The sequence below is a fragment of the Pseudomonas sp. FG86 genome (assembly GCF_057808775.1).
This window is the reverse complement of record NZ_JBMDIS010000056.1, coordinates 24,861-41,087: the sequence shown is the minus strand read 5'-3', so window position 1 is coordinate 41,087 and position 16,227 is coordinate 24,861. Positions and strand designations below refer to the sequence as shown.

Annotated in this window: 11 protein-coding genes; 7 read left to right on the top strand and 4 right to left on the bottom strand. The window is 62.1% G+C overall.

The annotated features are described in order from the left end of the window. Positions 1-86: 86 nt before the first annotated feature. Entirely contained in the window at positions 87-1,511 is a 1,425-nt protein-coding gene (locus ACODSV_RS26145) for an aminotransferase-like domain-containing protein (protein WP_150056266.1), read from the bottom strand. Positions 1,512-1,671: 160 nt separating this feature from the next. Between ACODSV_RS26145 and ACODSV_RS26140 the strand changes: the two genes are divergently transcribed. From ACODSV_RS26140 to ACODSV_RS26110, 7 genes are all read left to right on the top strand, one after another. Further along, complete coding sequence (locus ACODSV_RS26140) at positions 1,672-2,565, top strand: DMT family transporter (protein ID WP_162163613.1); 894 nt, start codon at positions 1,672-1,674, stop codon at positions 2,563-2,565. A gap of 35 nt (positions 2,566-2,600) precedes the next feature. After that, on the top strand, positions 2,601-4,463 hold the full coding sequence (gene moeB / locus ACODSV_RS26135) for a molybdopterin-synthase adenylyltransferase MoeB (RefSeq protein ID WP_024076881.1): 1,863 nt from the start codon (positions 2,601-2,603) through the stop codon (positions 4,461-4,463). Positions 4,464-4,487: 24 nt separating this feature from the next. Beyond that, positions 4,488-5,402, top strand: a complete 915-nt coding sequence (locus tag ACODSV_RS26130; RefSeq protein WP_024076882.1) for a PLP-dependent cysteine synthase family protein — start codon at positions 4,488-4,490, stop codon at positions 5,400-5,402. Between the two features lie 37 nt (positions 5,403-5,439). Continuing rightward, positions 5,440-6,432, top strand: a complete 993-nt coding sequence (locus ACODSV_RS26125) for a serine O-acetyltransferase (RefSeq protein ID WP_024076883.1) — start codon at positions 5,440-5,442, stop codon at positions 6,430-6,432. Positions 6,433-6,434: 2 nt separating this feature from the next. Continuing rightward, complete coding sequence (locus ACODSV_RS26120; RefSeq protein WP_069076762.1) at positions 6,435-7,163, top strand: alanyl-tRNA editing protein; 729 nt, start codon at positions 6,435-6,437, stop codon at positions 7,161-7,163. Between the two features lie 226 nt (positions 7,164-7,389). Next, a complete protein-coding gene (locus ACODSV_RS26115; protein ID WP_150056265.1) occupies positions 7,390-9,135 on the top strand; it encodes an ABC transporter permease in 1,746 nt (581 codons plus the stop codon). A gap of 14 nt (positions 9,136-9,149) precedes the next feature. Then, positions 9,150-10,472, top strand: coding sequence for an ABC transporter ATP-binding protein (locus ACODSV_RS26110; RefSeq protein ID WP_041161281.1), 1,323 nt, complete (start codon positions 9,150-9,152; stop codon positions 10,470-10,472). A gap of 165 nt (positions 10,473-10,637) precedes the next feature. Here ACODSV_RS26110 and prpD read toward each other — a convergent pair whose 3' ends face one another. The 3 genes from prpD to acnD form a co-directional block, all read right to left on the bottom strand. Beyond that, positions 10,638-12,122 (bottom strand): 2-methylcitrate dehydratase, encoded by a 1,485-nt coding sequence (prpD, locus tag ACODSV_RS26105; RefSeq protein WP_150056124.1) that lies wholly within the window; start codon positions 12,120-12,122, stop codon positions 10,638-10,640. A 191-nt stretch (positions 12,123-12,313) separates the two neighbouring features. Further along, the gene (gene prpF, locus ACODSV_RS26100; RefSeq protein ID WP_150056111.1) at positions 12,314-13,504 is read right to left on the bottom strand and encodes a 2-methylaconitate cis-trans isomerase PrpF; all 1,191 of its coding nucleotides are present in this window, start codon (positions 13,502-13,504) and stop codon (positions 12,314-12,316) included. Positions 13,505-13,515: 11 nt separating this feature from the next. Further along, positions 13,516-16,110, bottom strand: coding sequence for a Fe/S-dependent 2-methylisocitrate dehydratase AcnD (acnD, locus tag ACODSV_RS26095; protein WP_024076889.1), 2,595 nt, complete (start codon positions 16,108-16,110; stop codon positions 13,516-13,518). Between the last annotated feature and the right edge of the window lie 117 nt (positions 16,111-16,227).

Here is a 16,227-nt window from a genome sequence, read left to right as displayed (position 1 = left end):
GCGCAGCCCAACGCGGGGCAAGCCCGCTCGCCACAACAAGCCCGCTCGCCACAAAGAAGCCCGCTCCCCCCCAACAACGCCCCTCGCTACAGGTGGAACCGCCCACCACCCTGCCCCAACGCCGTCGCCAACGCATCGAACCCGGCCCGCAACAACTGATCATCGCCCGACGTATTGCAGATACTCGCTCGAATAAACTGTGGTACAGCCGTTTGCCCGACGGCGAACGCTTCGGCGGTGGCGATCAGGTAATTGTTCTGCTTGAGCTCTGCCTCGATTTCCGACGCGCGCCAGGGCTCTGGGACTTCAATCCAGAAATGCGGGCTATTGAGATGGGTGCGGTATTCCAGCCCGGCCAACAGGTCGCGCACCAGCGCTTTGCGCCGGCTGATCTCGTTGATCTGCTGGCGCAGCAGGTATTCCGCCGTGCCGTTTTCGATCCATTGGGTGGCCAGTTCCAGGGTCACGGGGGTGGCCATCCAGCAGGTCGAGCGCAAGGCCGCCGAGATACGGCTGACCAGCGCCGGTGGCGCGTGCACGTAGCCCACGCGTAAACCGGCCGACACCGCCTTGCTCAGGCTGCTGATCAAAATCGTACGCTCAGGCGCGAAATAGCTGAGAGGCGGCGGCCGATCTTCTACCAGCACGCCGTGGGCTTCATCTTCAAGAATCAACAGGTTGTGCTCGCGGCACACTTTGATCAAAGCCTCGCGACGTGCGACCGACAAGACCGCCGTCGTAGGATTCTGGATGGTCGGCGTGCAATACAACGCCGAAACCCGGTGATTACGACAGACTTCATCCAGCGCTCCCGGCAGCACGCCCTCTTCATCCATCTCCAGGCCGATCAGACGCACACCCAGCATGCGCGCGGCGGTGATCAGGCCAGGGTAGGTCAGCTGTTCGGTGACCACCGTATCGCCTGCACGCAACAGCGCCATCATCGCGCACAACAACCCATGCTGGCCGCCGTTGACGCAGATGACCTGTTCGGGAATCGGATGGAAATCGCGCTGCACCAGCCATTGCGCACCGGCTTCACGGTAACGCGGCAGGCCGGCGTCAGGGGTGTAGGCGCTGATGTCCTGGAGGAACTTGGCATTGGTCGACAGGGTTTGGAAGCTCTGGGCCAGGAATACCGTCTCCTGCCCCGGGATATGCATGTTGCGGCTCATATCAAAGTACTGCCGCGGCTCTTCGCTGAAGTTACGAAAGCCTTCATCACGCTGTCGCTCCATCCCACGCTTGCGCACGAACGTGCCGTCACCGACCCGCGCCACCACCAGGCCGAGGCGTTCGAGTTCGCCGTAGGCCCGGCTGATAGTGCCGATAGTCACGCCCAGATTGTCGGAAAGCACCCGGTGGGGCGGTAGTTTTCGTCCCGGTTCAATCAAGCCTTCGAGGATACCCCGTTCCATGACATCGGACAGGCGCTTGTACTTGACGCCCTGCCCGTTGGATAACCCCTCACGCATAATTGACACCATGTCAATATTTGTTTTGACAGTCATCTTTCGCCCTAATAGTGTGCTTTTACGGGTTCAATCAGCCAAAAAAATAACTCATTACAAGTTCAATATAGAGTTCAATTCCGGCTCAGGGAAGCAATAAACGATGCCAATGTCCGCCGTTCTCGAAAACACTGCAAAAACAAAAACTCAAAAACAGTGGTTGGCCGGCCTGGTGACCAGTGTGATGTTTCTCATCGTGTGCCTGAGTTGGGGCACTACCTGGCTGGGCATCAAGATCGCCGTGGAGAGCGTGCCGCCGCTGACCTCCGCCGGCCTGCGCTTCCTCATCGCCTTCCCGCTGTTCCTGTGTTTCGCCATGGTGCGCCGTGAGCCGATCCTGTTCCCCAGGGAAAGCCGCTGGTTCTTCGTGTTCGTGACCCTGTCCTACTTCAGCGTGCCCTATTACCTGCTCAACTACGGTGAGATGCATGTGTCGTCCGGCCTCACCGCCCTGCTGTTCAGCTGCATGCCGGTGTTCATCCTGATTTTTTCCGCACTGTTCCTGCGCGAGCGCATCTATTTTTCCCAAGTGGTCGGCATCGGTATCGGCTTCGGCAGCCTGTACATGATCATCAAGAGCCAGGGCCTGCACCTGGACCACGCCGAGTTCTTCGGGGTGCTGGCGATTCTGAGCGCCGCGATCATGCATGCCCTGTGCTACGTCATTACCAAGCAGAAAGGCAGCGCCATCAGCGTGATCACCTACAACACGCTGCCCATCGGGATTGCCGGGCTGATGCTGTTCGTCGCCGGGCTGTGGTTTGAAGCGCCGACCTTCGAAGCCATCACCCTGCGCTCCTGGAGCGCCCTGTTCTACCTGGGGCTGGTCGCCTCGGTGGGTGGGTTCATCGTGTATTTCATGCTGCTCAAGCGCCTGAGCCCGATCATCCTGTCATTCGTGTTCATCATCTTCCCGGTGTTCGCGGTGATCATCGGCGCCTGGTACGAAGGCGTGACGATTTCCCGCGACCTGATGCTGTACTCGGCCATCCTGCTGGCCGGCTTTGCGATCACCAAGTTGCCCATTGAAAAACTCATGGCCAAGAAAAATTGACCCTCCCGGCCCTCACACAGAAACGCGAGAGAAACATGGCCGTCCTTCGCCCAGAAGCCCTCGAACAGATCTACGCCCACGCCAGCCGCAGCTACCCCGAGGAATGCTGTGGGTTCGTCTTCGCCGATGGCAGCGTGTACCTGGGCAGCAATATCCAGAATGAGCTGCACCGCAAGAACCCCGAGATGTATCCGCGCAGCGCGGCCAACGGCTACACGTTCTCGGTAGCCGACACCCTGCTGATGAACAAGGCGTTTCGCAGCGACAACCCGGTGGTGGTGATCTACCACTCCCACCCGGACGTCGGCGCCTACTTCAGTGACGAAGACCAGGACAAGGCGCTGTTCCTGGGCGAGCCGATCTACCCCGTCAGCTACCTGGTGGTGGATGTTCGCCGAGGCCAGGCCCTGGGATCAAAGCTGTTTGCCTGGGATGGCAAGCATTTCGCCCTTCAACCCTTCAACGACCTGCACACGGAGTTGTCCATGAACGCTGTCTCTTTCCCCGACATTCTGGTTCGCGTGGCCAAGCTGCCGGAATCGACCCTCGAGGGCGCCGGATCGACATTGCGCGAAGTCATTGAAAGCCTCTGCGACAGCCACCCCCAGCTGCGCACGCACCTGTTTCACGAAAAGAACAACCAGCTCAAGGAGCACTTCCTGTTCACCGCCGAGGAAGCGCTGATCGACGCCGATGACCGGCTGCCGGAAAAGGCCAGGATCGAAGTCCTGCTCGCCACGTCCGGCGGCATGGATGTCGACACCCTGAGTAATGAGGAAGTACAGCGCTACGTGCGCCATATCACCCTGCCCGGCGTTGGGCGCGAAGGCCAGTTGAACCTGAAGAAAGCCAAGGTGCTGATCATCGGCACCGGTGGCCTGGGCTCGCCCATCAGCCTGTACCTGGCGGCGGCCGGCGTCGGCACCCTGGGCCTGGTGGATTTCGATGTGGTGGAAAGCAGCAACCTGCAACGCCAGATCGTGCATGGCAACAGCACCCTCGGCATGCCCAAGGTCGAATCTGCCAAGCAGCGCTTGCAGGACCTCAACCGCCATATCCAGATCAACGCCCACGACACCGCGCTGAATGCCGATAACGCCCTGGAACTGGTGGGTGCCTACGACCTGGTCATCGATGGCACCGACAACTTCGACACCCGCTACCTGGTCAACGATGCCTGCGTGCAACTGGGCAAACCCTTGGTATACGGGGCGATCTACCGTTTCGACGGGCAGATCAGCGTGCTCAACTATAAAGGAGGCCCGTGCTACCGCTGCCTGTTCCCCAAGGCTCCGCCGGCGGAACTGGCGCCCAACTGCAGCGCCGGCGGGGTTATCGGCGTACTGCCGGGCGTGGTTGGGATGATCCAGGCCACCGAGGCCATCAAGCTCTTGATCGGCTTGGGCGAGCCCTTGTCTGGCCGCTTGATGCGCTTCGACGCGCTGGCGATGAAATTCAGCGAAATCCGTTTCAAGCGCCGCGCCGACTGCCCGTGCTGCTCCGACCTGCGCCACAGCGAAACCCAGGCACCGACCGTGTGCGCAGATGCCGTGCCCAGCCAACCGTCCCTGGCCGAAGAGCGCTACATCAAGCCGCGCGTACTCAAGCAGGTACTCGAACACCACAGCAGCGCCGACGTGCTGCTGGATGTGCGCGATGCCAGCGAACTCGAGGTGTGCAAATTACCGGGGGTGGTGCATATCCCCCTGGCCGAGCTGGATGGCCAACTCGGGCGCCTCAGCCGGAACAACACCCATTACCTGATCTGCTACGCCGGCACCCGCGCCGAACAAGCGGCCAGCACACTGCTGGCGGCCGGCTTTGCCAACACCAAAGTCCTGCAAGGCGGCATGAAGCACTGGGTTCGCGACGTCGAACCCGACATGCCCTTGTACTGACCGTCGATTTGGGATGATGAGCTGATGTTGCATAACTCCATACTCGACGCCATCGGCCATACGCCGATCGTGCGCCTGGCGCAGTTTTCCGAAGACCTCGGCATCGAGGTCTACGCAAAGCTGGAATCGCTCAACCCCGGCGGCAGCCACAAGGCGCGCATCGCCCTGGGCATGATCCTCGACGCCGAACGCCGGGGCGTGCTGATCCGCGACTCCGGGCAAACCATCATCGAACCCAGCGGTGGCAACACCGGCATCGGCCTGGTGATGGCGGGCAACGTGCTGGGCTACAAAGTAGTGCTGGTGATCCCGGATAACTACAGCCCCGAAAAACAGAAACTGCTACGCCTCTACGGCGCCAAGGTGGTGCTGTCGGACAGTCGCCTGGGCAACAATTCCCACGGTGAAAAGTGCATGGAACTGCAGCTGGAAAACCCCAGCTACGTGATGCTCAACCAGCAACGCAACGGCGCCAACCCGCAGACCCACCGCGACACCACCGCCCCGGAAATCCTGCGAGCCTTCGCTGACCGGCGTGTCGATTATTTTGTCAGCGGCATCGGTACCGGCGGCCATATCACCGGCATCGGTGAAACCCTCAAGGCCGCCTGGCCGGCCCTGCGTGTGATGGGCGTGGAGCCGGAGGAATGCGACCTGCTGAAAAACCAGCACGCGCCGCACCATATCCAGGGCCTGTCGATCGGGTTGATCCCGAGCATCCTCAACCTGGACGTGATCGACGGCATGCTCAAGGTCTCGCGCCAGGCATGCATCGACATGATGAAACGCATCATGCGCACCGACGCCATCAGCCTGGGCCTGTCCTCAGCCGCCAATATGGTGGCCATCGCCCAACTCGCCCCCGAACTACCGCCCGAAACGGTGGTGTTGACCATGGTCTACGACAATGCCGACAGCTACCTGCCCAGTTTCGAATAACCGGTTTTCCAACCATCCAGAATGCGGGGGTGCCTCCATGAGCGGCTTTATCGACATGCAACAGCTGCACGATGAGTTACTCACCCACCTCATCAAAACCCTCACGCCCACGCAGATGAAGCAGCTGGAACCGCACCTGGCGCCGCTGATCCAGAACGCCGCACAGGCGGTAGCCGAGGACCTGATCGCCTATGCCTACCGCGACCCGGCGTCGCGCGGGCGGGGCGAACTGATCCTGGAGTCCTATGCCTCGTTCAAGGCCGTGCTGTTTTATCGGCTTGCCCACCTGGTATGGAATTTCCCCGACCGGACCAACGGCGTGTTTTCGCGCATTGCCCTCAAGCTCAGCAACCAGGGCAAGATCCTTTCCGGCGCGGAGATTCACCCGGCTGCGCGCATCGGCCGGCGCTTTGTGCTGGACCACGGCTACGGCACGGTGATCGGCGAAACCTGCGAAATCGGCAACGACTGCTACATCCTCTGCGGCGTGACCTTGGGCGCCCGCGGCATCGCCAACAACCCGGACGGCAAGCGCCACCCGCGCCTGGGCAACAACGTCGAAGTCGGCTCCGGCGCCCGCGTACTGGGTTATGTGACGATCGGCGACAACGTGTTTATCAGCCCCTCGTGCGTGATTACCCAGGACGTGCCCGCCGGTACCAAGGTCAAAGTGGTGAACCAGATCCAGTTGCAAAAAAACGATGAATCGGACCACAGCAACTACCTCGGTGCCTTCGCCCTCGATGAGCGCCTGCACGTGGTCGGTGAGATCAGTACCAGCCACAAGGTCACCGTACTCGACGCCGACTTCCACCCCCTGCAAGGGCTGATGCTCGAACCCACGGTGAAGGAACGCCATCACCTGCAATTTCGCCTGCATCGCGTCGAAACGGCCGACCACCTGCCGCGCCTGCCATTGAACCTCAAAGTCTGCGGCCCGGAATTCGAAATCACTTTGCTCTCCCCCCCTGGCTTGAGCGCAATGGTGCGCCACTTGCTGCAAGCCAGCCCACTGATCGTCGGAGGATGAACATGTCCGTACACACCATGGAAACCCTGGCGCTATTTGACAGCGCGCCCTACCAGAACGCATTCAACGCCCGGGTGATTGCCGTCAGCGAGCACGGCATCGCCCTGGAGCACACGCTGTTCTACCCAACCGGCGGCGGGCAACCGGGTGACACTGGCCACTTCACCCTGGCGGATGGCACGCGCGTCGACATCACCGGTACCGTGCGCGACGCCGAAGCGCGCTCGATCATCTGGCACCAGGTGGAACATTGCCCCGAGCCATTGGTTGCCGGGGTGCAGGTGGAGGCCAACCTCGATTGGGAACGGCGCTACCAGCACATGAAGATGCACACCTGCCTGCACCTGCTGTGCTCGCTCATCGATGCCCCTGTGACCGGGTGCAGCATCAGTGCCGACAAGGGCCGCCTGGATTTCGACCTGCCAGAGATGACGCTGGACAAGGACAGCATCACCCGCGACCTCAACGCGCTGATCGCCCAGGCCCATGAGGTCAAGACCCTCTCGATGCCCGCCACGGAGTACGCCACCCTGCTGCAGATCACTCGCACCCAGGCGGTCGCGCCGCCGGTGATCCAGGGCTCGGTACGCGTGATTGAAATTGGCGGGATCGATATCCAACCGTGCGGCGGCACCCATGTGGCCAACACCGAGGAAATCGGCCGGGTGTTCTGCGAAAAGATCGAGAAGAAGAGCAAACACAACCGCCGCGTGATCCTGCGGTTTGAATAACAGCTGAGCGGCTGGGGTGCTCGCGCCCCAGTCTCAGTTCGTACAGGAAACTGACAGCAAAATTGACGCGCTTGTAACATTCAGAAACGTACAATTCCTCCGGCATCTTCTTGATGCCCCTGACTCATGAACAGCACCCGTGCTGTTCGGTAGGTCATTCGTGCAGCGGCTACGCTCACTCCCATTACGCCCACTCTGAACCTGAACGCTGCAGGACTGACTGCCTATGAACAAAGTGTTCCGTCACTACATCCCGGCGTCCACGCTACGTCTGCTCCCCAATCGCTGGGACCTGGTCGCCCTGCCGTTGGTCATCGGCTTTTTACTGTTTTTTTCCATCACCGCCCGGGAAACCTGGGCCCCCATCGCCACCCTACAAAGCGAAGTCATTTCCCTCGACCCGGCCAACCTGCCGGAATACGCCATGCGCACCACGCTGCGCATGCTCGCGGCAATGGCGGCGGCGCTGGTGTTCACCCTGCTGTACGGCACCCTCGCGGCCAAAAGCCGACGTGCCGAAAAGCTGCTGGTGCCGGTACTGGACATCCTGCAATCGGTGCCGGTGCTCGGCTATATCTCGTTTACGGTGACGTTCTTCCTGCTGCTGTTTCCCGGGCGCGTGCTCGGCGCGGAGTTCGCCGCGATCTTTGCGATCTTCACCAGCCAGGCCTGGAACATGACGTTCAGTTTCTATCAGTCCCTGCGCATGCTTCCTCACGACCTGGTCGAAGTGTCCACCAACCTGCGGCTGTCCGGCTGGCAGAAGTTCTGGAAACTCGACGTGCCTTTCGCCATGCCGGGGATGGTCTGGAACATGATGATGAGCATGTCAGGCGGCTGGTTCTTCGTGGTTGCCTCCGAGGCCATCACGGTCGGCGACAAGACCATTACCCTGCCAGGCGTGGGGTCGTACCTGGCCCTGGCCATCGCCCAGAAAGACCTGCACGCCGTAGGCTATGTGATCCTGGCGATGATCGCGGTAATCCTGATCTACGACCAGTTCCTGTTTCGCCCGCTGGTGGCCTGGGCCGACAAGTTCCGGATGGAAACCACCGCCTCACAAGGCGTCGCCCCGCAATCCTGGGTGTTGAACCTGATCCAGCGCACACGCGTGGTCCAACGTATCCTGCGCCCGATAACCCGTACGATCAGCCGCCTGGGCAACAAACGCTTCGCCTTGCCGCGCGGCACGCTCAAGGCCATGCCCGCGGCCAGTGCCACGAGGTCCAAGGTGATCGACTGGGTATGGGGCTCACTGATCGCCCTGCTGACGGCCTACGCGCTGTACCACATCGTGCGCTATGTCGGCACCGAGGTGACCCTCGCCGAAGTCGGGCATGTGGTGGTACTGGGGCTGATTACCCTGCTGCGTGTCGTGGGGCTGATCCTGATCGCCTCGCTCATCTGGGTACCGCTGGGGGTGATGATCGGCCTACGACCAAAGCTGGCGGAAAAAATCCAGCCACTGGCGCAGTTCCTCGCGGCGTTCCCGGCCAACCTGCTGTTTCCGGTCTTTGTCATTGTGATCCTGCACTTCCACCTCAACCCGGACATCTGGCTGAGCCCACTGATCGTGCTCGGCACCCAGTGGTACATCCTGTTCAACGTGATCGCCGGCGCCAGTGCCTTTCCCAATGACTATAAGGAAGCCGCCGCCAACTTCCGCATTCGCGGCTGGCTGTGGTGGCGCAAGGTAATGTTGCCGGGCATCTTCCCGTACTACGTCACCGGCGCCATTACCGCCTCGGGCGGGGCATGGAACGCCAGCATCGTTTCCGAGTACGTATCCTGGGGCCAGGACAACGTGGTCGCCCATGGCCTGGGCGCCTATATCGCACAGACCACCGCGGCCGGCGACTTCCCGAAGATCGCCCTGGGCGTGGTGGTGATGTCGATCTTTGTGGTGGCTTTCAACCGCGCGGTCTGGCGACCGATGTACGCCATGGCTGAAAACAAACTCCGCTTGAACTGATGGGATTCGCTGTGATGACTACCCGCCCCGAACATGCTGCCGACACCCCGGAAATCTACTCGCTGAAAAACGTGAACCGGGTGTTCGGCAAAGGTAAGGATGAACTGCAAGTCCTCAGCGGTGTGGACCTGAGCCTGCACGAAGGCGAAATCGTCGGCATGCTCGGCCGCTCCGGCTCCGGCAAATCCACGCTGCTGCGCATCATCGCCGGGCTGATCCAGCCGTCATCGGGTGAAGTGCGCTACCACGGCGTACCGCTGACCGGCCCGGCCGAAGGCGTGGCCATGGTGTTCCAGACGTTTGCGCTGTTCCCCTGGCTGACCGTGCTGGAAAACGTGGAGGCCGGCCTGCAAGCCTTGCAAGTCGAACGCAAGGAAAGCCGCAGGCGCGCGCTGGCGGCGATTGACCTGATCGGCCTGGACGGTTTTGAAAACGCCTACCCACGCGAGTTGTCCGGCGGTATGCGCCAGCGCGTGGGCTTCGCCCGTGGCCTGGTGGTCAACCCGACCTTGTTGCTGATGGACGAACCGTTCTCGGCGCTGGATGTGCTCACCGCCGAAACCCTGCGCAACGACCTGCTGGATTTGTGGAGCGGCAAACAACTGCCGATCAAGTCAATCCTGATCGTGACGCACAACATCGAAGAGGCGGTGCTGATGTGCGACCGCATCCTGGTGCTGTCGTCCAATCCCGGCCGCGTGGTCGCCGAGATCAAAGTGCCGTTCGCGCACCCGCGCAATCGGCTGGACCCCACCTTCCGCCAAATGGTCGACGACATCTACGCCCTGATGACCGACAGGCGCAGCGCCGATGCGAGCCGGGGCATACCCGAGCTGAAAATGGGTAGCCTGCTGCCGGAAGTGTCCACCAACCTGATGGCCGGCCTGATCGAAACCCTGGCCGCCGAACCCTACAACGGTCATGCCGGTTTGCCGACCGTCGCCGAACGGCGCTTGCTGGAAGTGGACGACCTGTTCCCGGTGGCGGAGATGCTTGAACATTTGGGTTTCGCCGAACTCAAGGGCGCCGACATCACGCTTACCGATGCTGGCAAGCTGTTCGCCAACTACGGCACCCAGGAACGCAAAACCCTGTTCGCCGAGCATTTGATTCAACACGTGCCGTTGGCCGCGCGCATTCACCAGGTGCTGCTGGAGCGCAGCGGGCATCGGGCGCCACGGGTGCGCTTCGAACAGGAGTTGGAAGACTCGATGACGGAAGCGTTCGTGGAGAAAACCCTGGAAAGCGTGGTGGCCTGGGGGCGGTATGCGGAGATTTTCTCCTATGACGACCATACCGAGACGTTCAGCCTGGATGATGTCGAAGGCAGTATGTAACTTTCAACTCCAGCACAATTCCAAATGTGGGAGGGGCGGTGCGACGATTCGACTTGCCCCCGATAGCAGTGTGTCAGCCAATACATCGGGGGCTGACATAACGCCATCGGGGGCAAGCCCCCTCCCACATTTGATCTCCTGTGTGACTGGGATCTCCTGTGTTTTTTAGATCACGAACAGGTCCACGAACCGATTGACCGGCGTCGCTTCAAGCAGCGCCTGGTCTTTGCACAATGCAAAAATCTCCGCGCTGCGCTGCGCGGTAAACCGCGTGGCCAGGTTGGCCTTGAACTTGTCTTCCAGCAACGGAATGCCGTCTGCGCGGCGACGGCGATGGCCAATCGGGTACTCCACCGCCACCTGCTCGGTGTGGGTGCCATCCGTGAAGAACACCTGCACCGCATTGGCAATGGAGCGCTTGTCGGCCTCCAGGTATTCGCGGCTGTAGCGCGGGTCTTCGACGATGACCATTTTGTCGCGCAGTTCGTCGATGATCGGGTGGGCTGCATGGAACTCATCTTCGTACTGCTCGGCCACCAGGTTGCCGAACGCCAGGGGCACCGCGGTCATGTATTGCAGGCAATGGTCGCGGTCGGCGGCGTTGGCCAGTGGGCCGACCTTGGAGATGATGCGAATCGCCGACTCATGGGTGGTGATCACGATGCGCTCGATCTGATGCAGGCGATCCTTGACCTGCGGGTGCAAGGTCACCGCCGCTTCGCAGGCGGTTTGCGCATGGAACTCGGCAGGGAAGCTGATCTTGAACAGCACGTTTTCCATCACATAAGTGCCGTAGGGCTGCGACAGGCTGAAGACGCGCTTGTCTTCGGGCTTGAGCGCCAAGTCCTTGTTGGTGTGGCTGAACAACACGTCGTAGAACCCCCACTGCGGCGCGCTCAGCACCCCGGGAATGCCCATCTCACCGCGCAGGGCGATGTCCGCCAGGCGTACACCACGACTCGACGCATCTCCCGCCGCCCAGGATTTACGCGAACCGGCGTTGGGCGCATGGCGGTAAGTGCGCAAGGCCTGGCCGTCGACGAAGGCGTGGGACAGCGCTGCCAGCAGTTGTTCACGGTTGGCCCCCATCAGCTTGGCGGTGACCGCCGTGGAGGCGACTTTCACCAGCAGCACATGGTCGAGGCCGACGCGGTTGAAGGAGTTTTCCAAGGCAATCACGCCCTGGATTTCGTGGGCCATGATCATTGCGTCCAGCACCGCGCGCAGGGTCAGCGGTGCCTCACCATTGGCCACGCGCTTTTGCGAAAGATGATCGGCCACGGCGAGGATGCCGCCGAGGTTGTCCGAGGGGTGCCCCCATTCGGCGGCGAGCCAGGTGTCGTTGTAGTCGAGCCAGCGCACGAGGCAACCAATGTCCCAGGCGGCCTTGACCGGATCCAGGCGGAACGACGTGCCCGGTACCCGCGCGCCGAACGGCACCACCGTGCCTTCGACGATGGGCCCCAGGTGCTTGGTGCACTCCGGGAAACGCAAGGCCAGCAGACCGCAGCCGAGGGTGTCCATCAGGCAATTGCGCGCGGTGTCCAGGGCGGCCGGGGAGTCGATGCGGTAGTTGAGGACGTAGTCGGCAATGTCCTGCAAAACCTGGTCGTAATCGGGGCGGTTGTTCTGGTCGACGTTGGTGCTCATGGCAGATCTCCAAAGTGAGTTAGGGTTGTTGCATCCTCAGGGTCAGGGTTAATCGTTTCGCAGGTCTGAATGCCTGTTTATGACTGTGGGAGGGGGCTTGCCCCCGATAGCAGTTTGTCAGTCAACACATTCATCACTGATCCACCGCTATCGGGGGCAAGCCCCCTCCCACAGGGGATTGGTGCTGGACTTTAGAAAGAGTCGCCGGGCACGCGCACGAAACCTTCCATCAGCACCCGGGCACTGCGGCTCATGATGGCTTTCTTCACCACCCATTCGCCGTTCACCTGGGTGGCTTCAGCGCCGACGCGCAACGTGCCGGACGGATGCCCGAAGCGCACGGCATTACGCTCGATGCCGCCCGCGGCGAGGTTGACCAAGGTCCCGGAAATAGCCGCAGCCGTGCCAATCGCCACCGCTGCGGTGCCCATCATGGCGTGGTGCAGCTTGCCCATGGACAGGGCGCGCACCAACAGGTCCACATCGCCGGCCTTGATCGCCTTGCCGCTGGACGCCACGTAATCGGCAGGCTTAGCCACAAACGCCACCTTCGGCGTGTGCTGGCGCTGGGCGGCTTCGTCCAGGTGCTTGATCAGGCCCATGCGCAACGCGCCGTAGGCGCGCACCGTCTCGAACATCGCCAGGGCCTTGGGGTCGCTGTTGATCGCGCCCTGCAGCTCGGTGCCGGTGTAGCCAAGGTCTTCGGCGTTGATGAAAATCGTCGGGATGCCCGCGTTGATCAGCGTCGCCTTGAAGGTGCCGACACCCGGCACCTCCAGCTCGTCGACCAGGTTGCCGGTGGGAAACATCGAACCGCCGCCGCCCTCTTCTTCCGCCGCCGGGTCCATGAACTCCAGCTGCACTTCGGCGGCCGGGAAGGTCACGCCATCGAGCTCGAAATCACCGGTCTCCTGCACCGCGCCGTCGGTGATCGGCACATGGGCAATGATGGTCTTGCCGATATTGGCCTGCCACACCCGCACCACGGCAATGCCGTTGTGCGGTATGCGCGCCGGGTCGACCAGCCCCGCGCTGATAGCGAACGAGCCCACCGCCGCCGACAGGTTGCCGCAGTTGCCGCTCCAGTCGACAAAGGGCTTGTCGATGGAGACCTGGCCAAACAGGTAGTCCACGTCGTGATCGGCACGGGTGCTCTTGGCGAGAATCACGGTCTTGCTGGTGCTCGACGTGGCACCGCCCATGCCATCGATCTGCTTGTCATAGGGGTCGGGGCTGCCGATCACCCGCAACAGCAAAGCATCGCGGGCGGCACCCGGCACCTGCGCCGATTCGGGCAGGTCCTGGAGCCTGAAAAACACGCCCTTGCTGGTACCGCCACGCATATAGGTGGCGGGGATCTTGATTTGCGCTACGTGTGCCATGGTTATCCTCTTCAGACGGTCGCCGCCGATTCCAGGAAGTCTTGGGCAAAACGTTGCAACACGCCGCCCGCCTCGTAGATCGACACTTCTTCGGCGGTGTCCAGGCGGCAGGTCACCGGCACTTCGACACGTTCGCCATTCTTGCGATTGATCACCAGGGTCAACTGCGCGCGCGGGGTGCGCTCGCCGACCACGTCATAGGTTTCGCTGCCGTCGATGTGCAGGGTGTGGCGGTCGGTGCCCGGCAGGAACTCCAGCGGCAACACGCCCATGCCCACCAGGTTGGTGCGGTGGATGCGCTCGAAGCCTTCGGCGGCAATCGCTTCCACGCCAGCCAGGCGTACGCCCTTGGCCGCCCAGTCGCGGGACGAGCCCTGGCCGTAGTCGGCGCCGGCAATGATGATCAGCGGCTGCTTGCGCTCCATGTAGGTTTCGATGGCTTCCCACATGCGCGTGACCTTGCCTTCCGGCTCGATGCGCGCCAGGGAACCCTGTTTGACCTTGCCGTTCTCGACGACCATCTCGTTGAACAGTTTCGGGTTGGCAAACGTGGCGCGCTGCGCGGTCAGGTGGTCGCCACGGTGGGTCGCGTAGGAGTTGAAGTCGACCTCCGGCAGGCCCATTTTCGCCAGGTATTCGCCCGCGGCGCTGTCGAGCATGATCGCGTTGGACGGCGACAGGTGGTCCGTGGTGATGTTGTCCGGCAGCACGGCCAGCGGGCGCATGCCCTTGAGTGGCCGCGCCCCGGCCAGTGCGCCTTCCCAGTACGGCGGACGGCGGATATAGGTGCTTTGCGGGCGCCAGTCATACAGCGGCGCGACTTTCGGGCCGGTGTCTTCGTGGATCGCGAACATCGGGATGTACACCGCGCGGAACTGCTCCGGCTTGACCGAGGCCTTGACCACTGCGTCGATCTCTTCGTCAGTCGGCCAGATGTCCTGCAGGCGGATTTCCTTACCATTGGCATCGAGGCCCAGCACGTCCTTCTCGATATCGAAACGGATGGTGCCGGCAATCGCATAGGCCACCACCAGCGGCGGCGAAGCCAGGAACGCTTGCTTGGCGTACGGGTGGATACGCCCGTCGAAGTTGCGGTTGCCCGAGAGCACGGCGGTGGCGTACAGGTCGCGGTCGATGATTTCCTGCTGGATCACCGGGTCCAGTGCGCCAGACATGCCGTTGCAGGTGGTGCAGGCAAAGGCCACCACGCCGAAACCGAGTTTTTCCAGCTCATGGCCCAGGCCCGCGTCTTCGAGGTACATGGCCACGGTTTTCGAACCCGGTGCCAGGGACGACTTGACCCACGGCTTGCGTTTCAGCCCCAGCTTGTTGGCGTTGCGCGCCAGGAGGCCGGCGGCGATCACGTTGCGCGGGTTGCTGGTGTTGGTGCAGCTGGTAATGGCAGCGATGATCACCGCGCCGTCAGGCATTTGCCCCGGAACTTCATCCCACTGGCCGGAAATGCCCTTGGCGGCCAGGTCACGCGTGGCGACACGGGCGTGGGGGTTGCTCGGGCCGGCCATGTTGCGCACGACGCTGGACAGGTCGAAGGTCAGGCCGCGCTCGTATTTCGCGCTCTTGAGGTCGTCCGCCCACAGGCCGGTATGACGCGCGTACTGCTCGACCAAGGTGACCTGTTCGTCCTCGCGGCCGGTGAGTTTCAGGTAGGCGATGGTCTGCTGGTCGATGTAGAACATCGCCGCTGTCGCACCGTATTCCGGGGCCATGTTGGAGATGGTCGCGCGGTCGCCCAACGTCAGTTTCGATGCGCCTTCGCCGAAGAACTCCAACCAGGCGCCGACCACTTTCTGTTGGCGCAGGAACTCGGTCAGCGCCAGCACCATGTCGGTGGCGGTGATGCCGGGTTGCAGCTTGCCCGTCAGCTCCACGCCGACGCTTTCCGGCAGGCGCATCCACGAGGCGCGGCCAAGCATGACGCTTTCGGCTTCGAGGCCGCCGACGCCGATGGCGATCACGCCCAGCGCATCCACATGCGGGGTGTGACTGTCGGTACCGACACAGGTATCCGGGAAGGCCACACCGTCACGCACCTGGATCACCGGGGACATTTTCTCCAGGTTGATCTGGTGCATGATGCCGTTGCCCGGCGGGATCACGTCGACGTTCTTGAAGGCTTTTTTGGTCCACTCGATAAAGTGGAAACGGTCTTCGTTGCGACGGTCTTCGATGGCGCGGTTTTTCTCGAACGCGTCCGGGTCGAAACCACCGGCTTCAACGGCCAGGGAGTGGTCGACGATCAGTTGCGTCGGCACCACCGGGTTGACCTGGGCCGGGTCGCCGCCTTGCAGGGCGATGGCATCGCGCAGGCCAGCGAGGTCGACCAGGGCGGTCTGGCCAAGGATGTCGTGGCATACCACGCGTGCCGGGAACCATGGGAAGTCGAGGTCGCGCTTGCGTTCGATCAACTGGCTCAGGGACGCGTTGAGGGTGGCAGGGTCGCAGCGGCGCACCAGGTTTTCCGCGAGCACGCGTGAGGTGTAGGGCAAGGTGGCGTAGGCGCCTGGGCGGATGGCATCGACCGCCGCGCGGGCGTCGAAATAATCCAGGCGGCTGCCGGGGAGCGGTTTGCGGAATTCAGTGTTCATCGTCAGGACTCGGTCACGGTGATTGCAAAATGAACCCACTGATCCAGATTTGAAATGCGATTCAAATGTGGGAGGGGCGGTGCGACGATTCGACTTGCCCCCGATGACGGTGTATCA

What these genes read in the sequence shown, in the direction of transcription:
- ACODSV_RS26145 (WP_150056266.1), bottom strand. Translation starts at nt 1,511, where the DNA reads ATGACTGTCAAAACAAATATTGACATGGTGTCAATTATGCGTGAGGGG.
- moeB (WP_024076881.1), top strand. Translation starts at nt 2,601, where the DNA reads ATGGCCGTCCTTCGCCCAGAAGCCCTCGAACAGATCTACGCCCACGCC.
- ACODSV_RS26130 (WP_024076882.1), top strand. Translation starts at nt 4,488, where the DNA reads ATGTTGCATAACTCCATACTCGACGCCATCGGCCATACGCCGATCGTG.
- ACODSV_RS26125 (WP_024076883.1), top strand. Translation starts at nt 5,440, where the DNA reads ATGAGCGGCTTTATCGACATGCAACAGCTGCACGATGAGTTACTCACC.
- ACODSV_RS26120 (WP_069076762.1), top strand. Translation starts at nt 6,435, where the DNA reads ATGTCCGTACACACCATGGAAACCCTGGCGCTATTTGACAGCGCGCCC.
- ACODSV_RS26115 (WP_150056265.1), top strand. Translation starts at nt 7,390, where the DNA reads ATGAACAAAGTGTTCCGTCACTACATCCCGGCGTCCACGCTACGTCTG.
- ACODSV_RS26110 (WP_041161281.1), top strand. Translation starts at nt 9,150, where the DNA reads ATGACTACCCGCCCCGAACATGCTGCCGACACCCCGGAAATCTACTCG.
- prpD (WP_150056124.1), bottom strand. Translation starts at nt 12,122, where the DNA reads ATGAGCACCAACGTCGACCAGAACAACCGCCCCGATTACGACCAGGTT.
- prpF (WP_150056111.1), bottom strand. Translation starts at nt 13,504, where the DNA reads ATGGCACACGTAGCGCAAATCAAGATCCCCGCCACCTATATGCGTGGC.
- acnD (WP_024076889.1), bottom strand. Translation starts at nt 16,110, where the DNA reads ATGAACACTGAATTCCGCAAACCGCTCCCCGGCAGCCGCCTGGATTAT.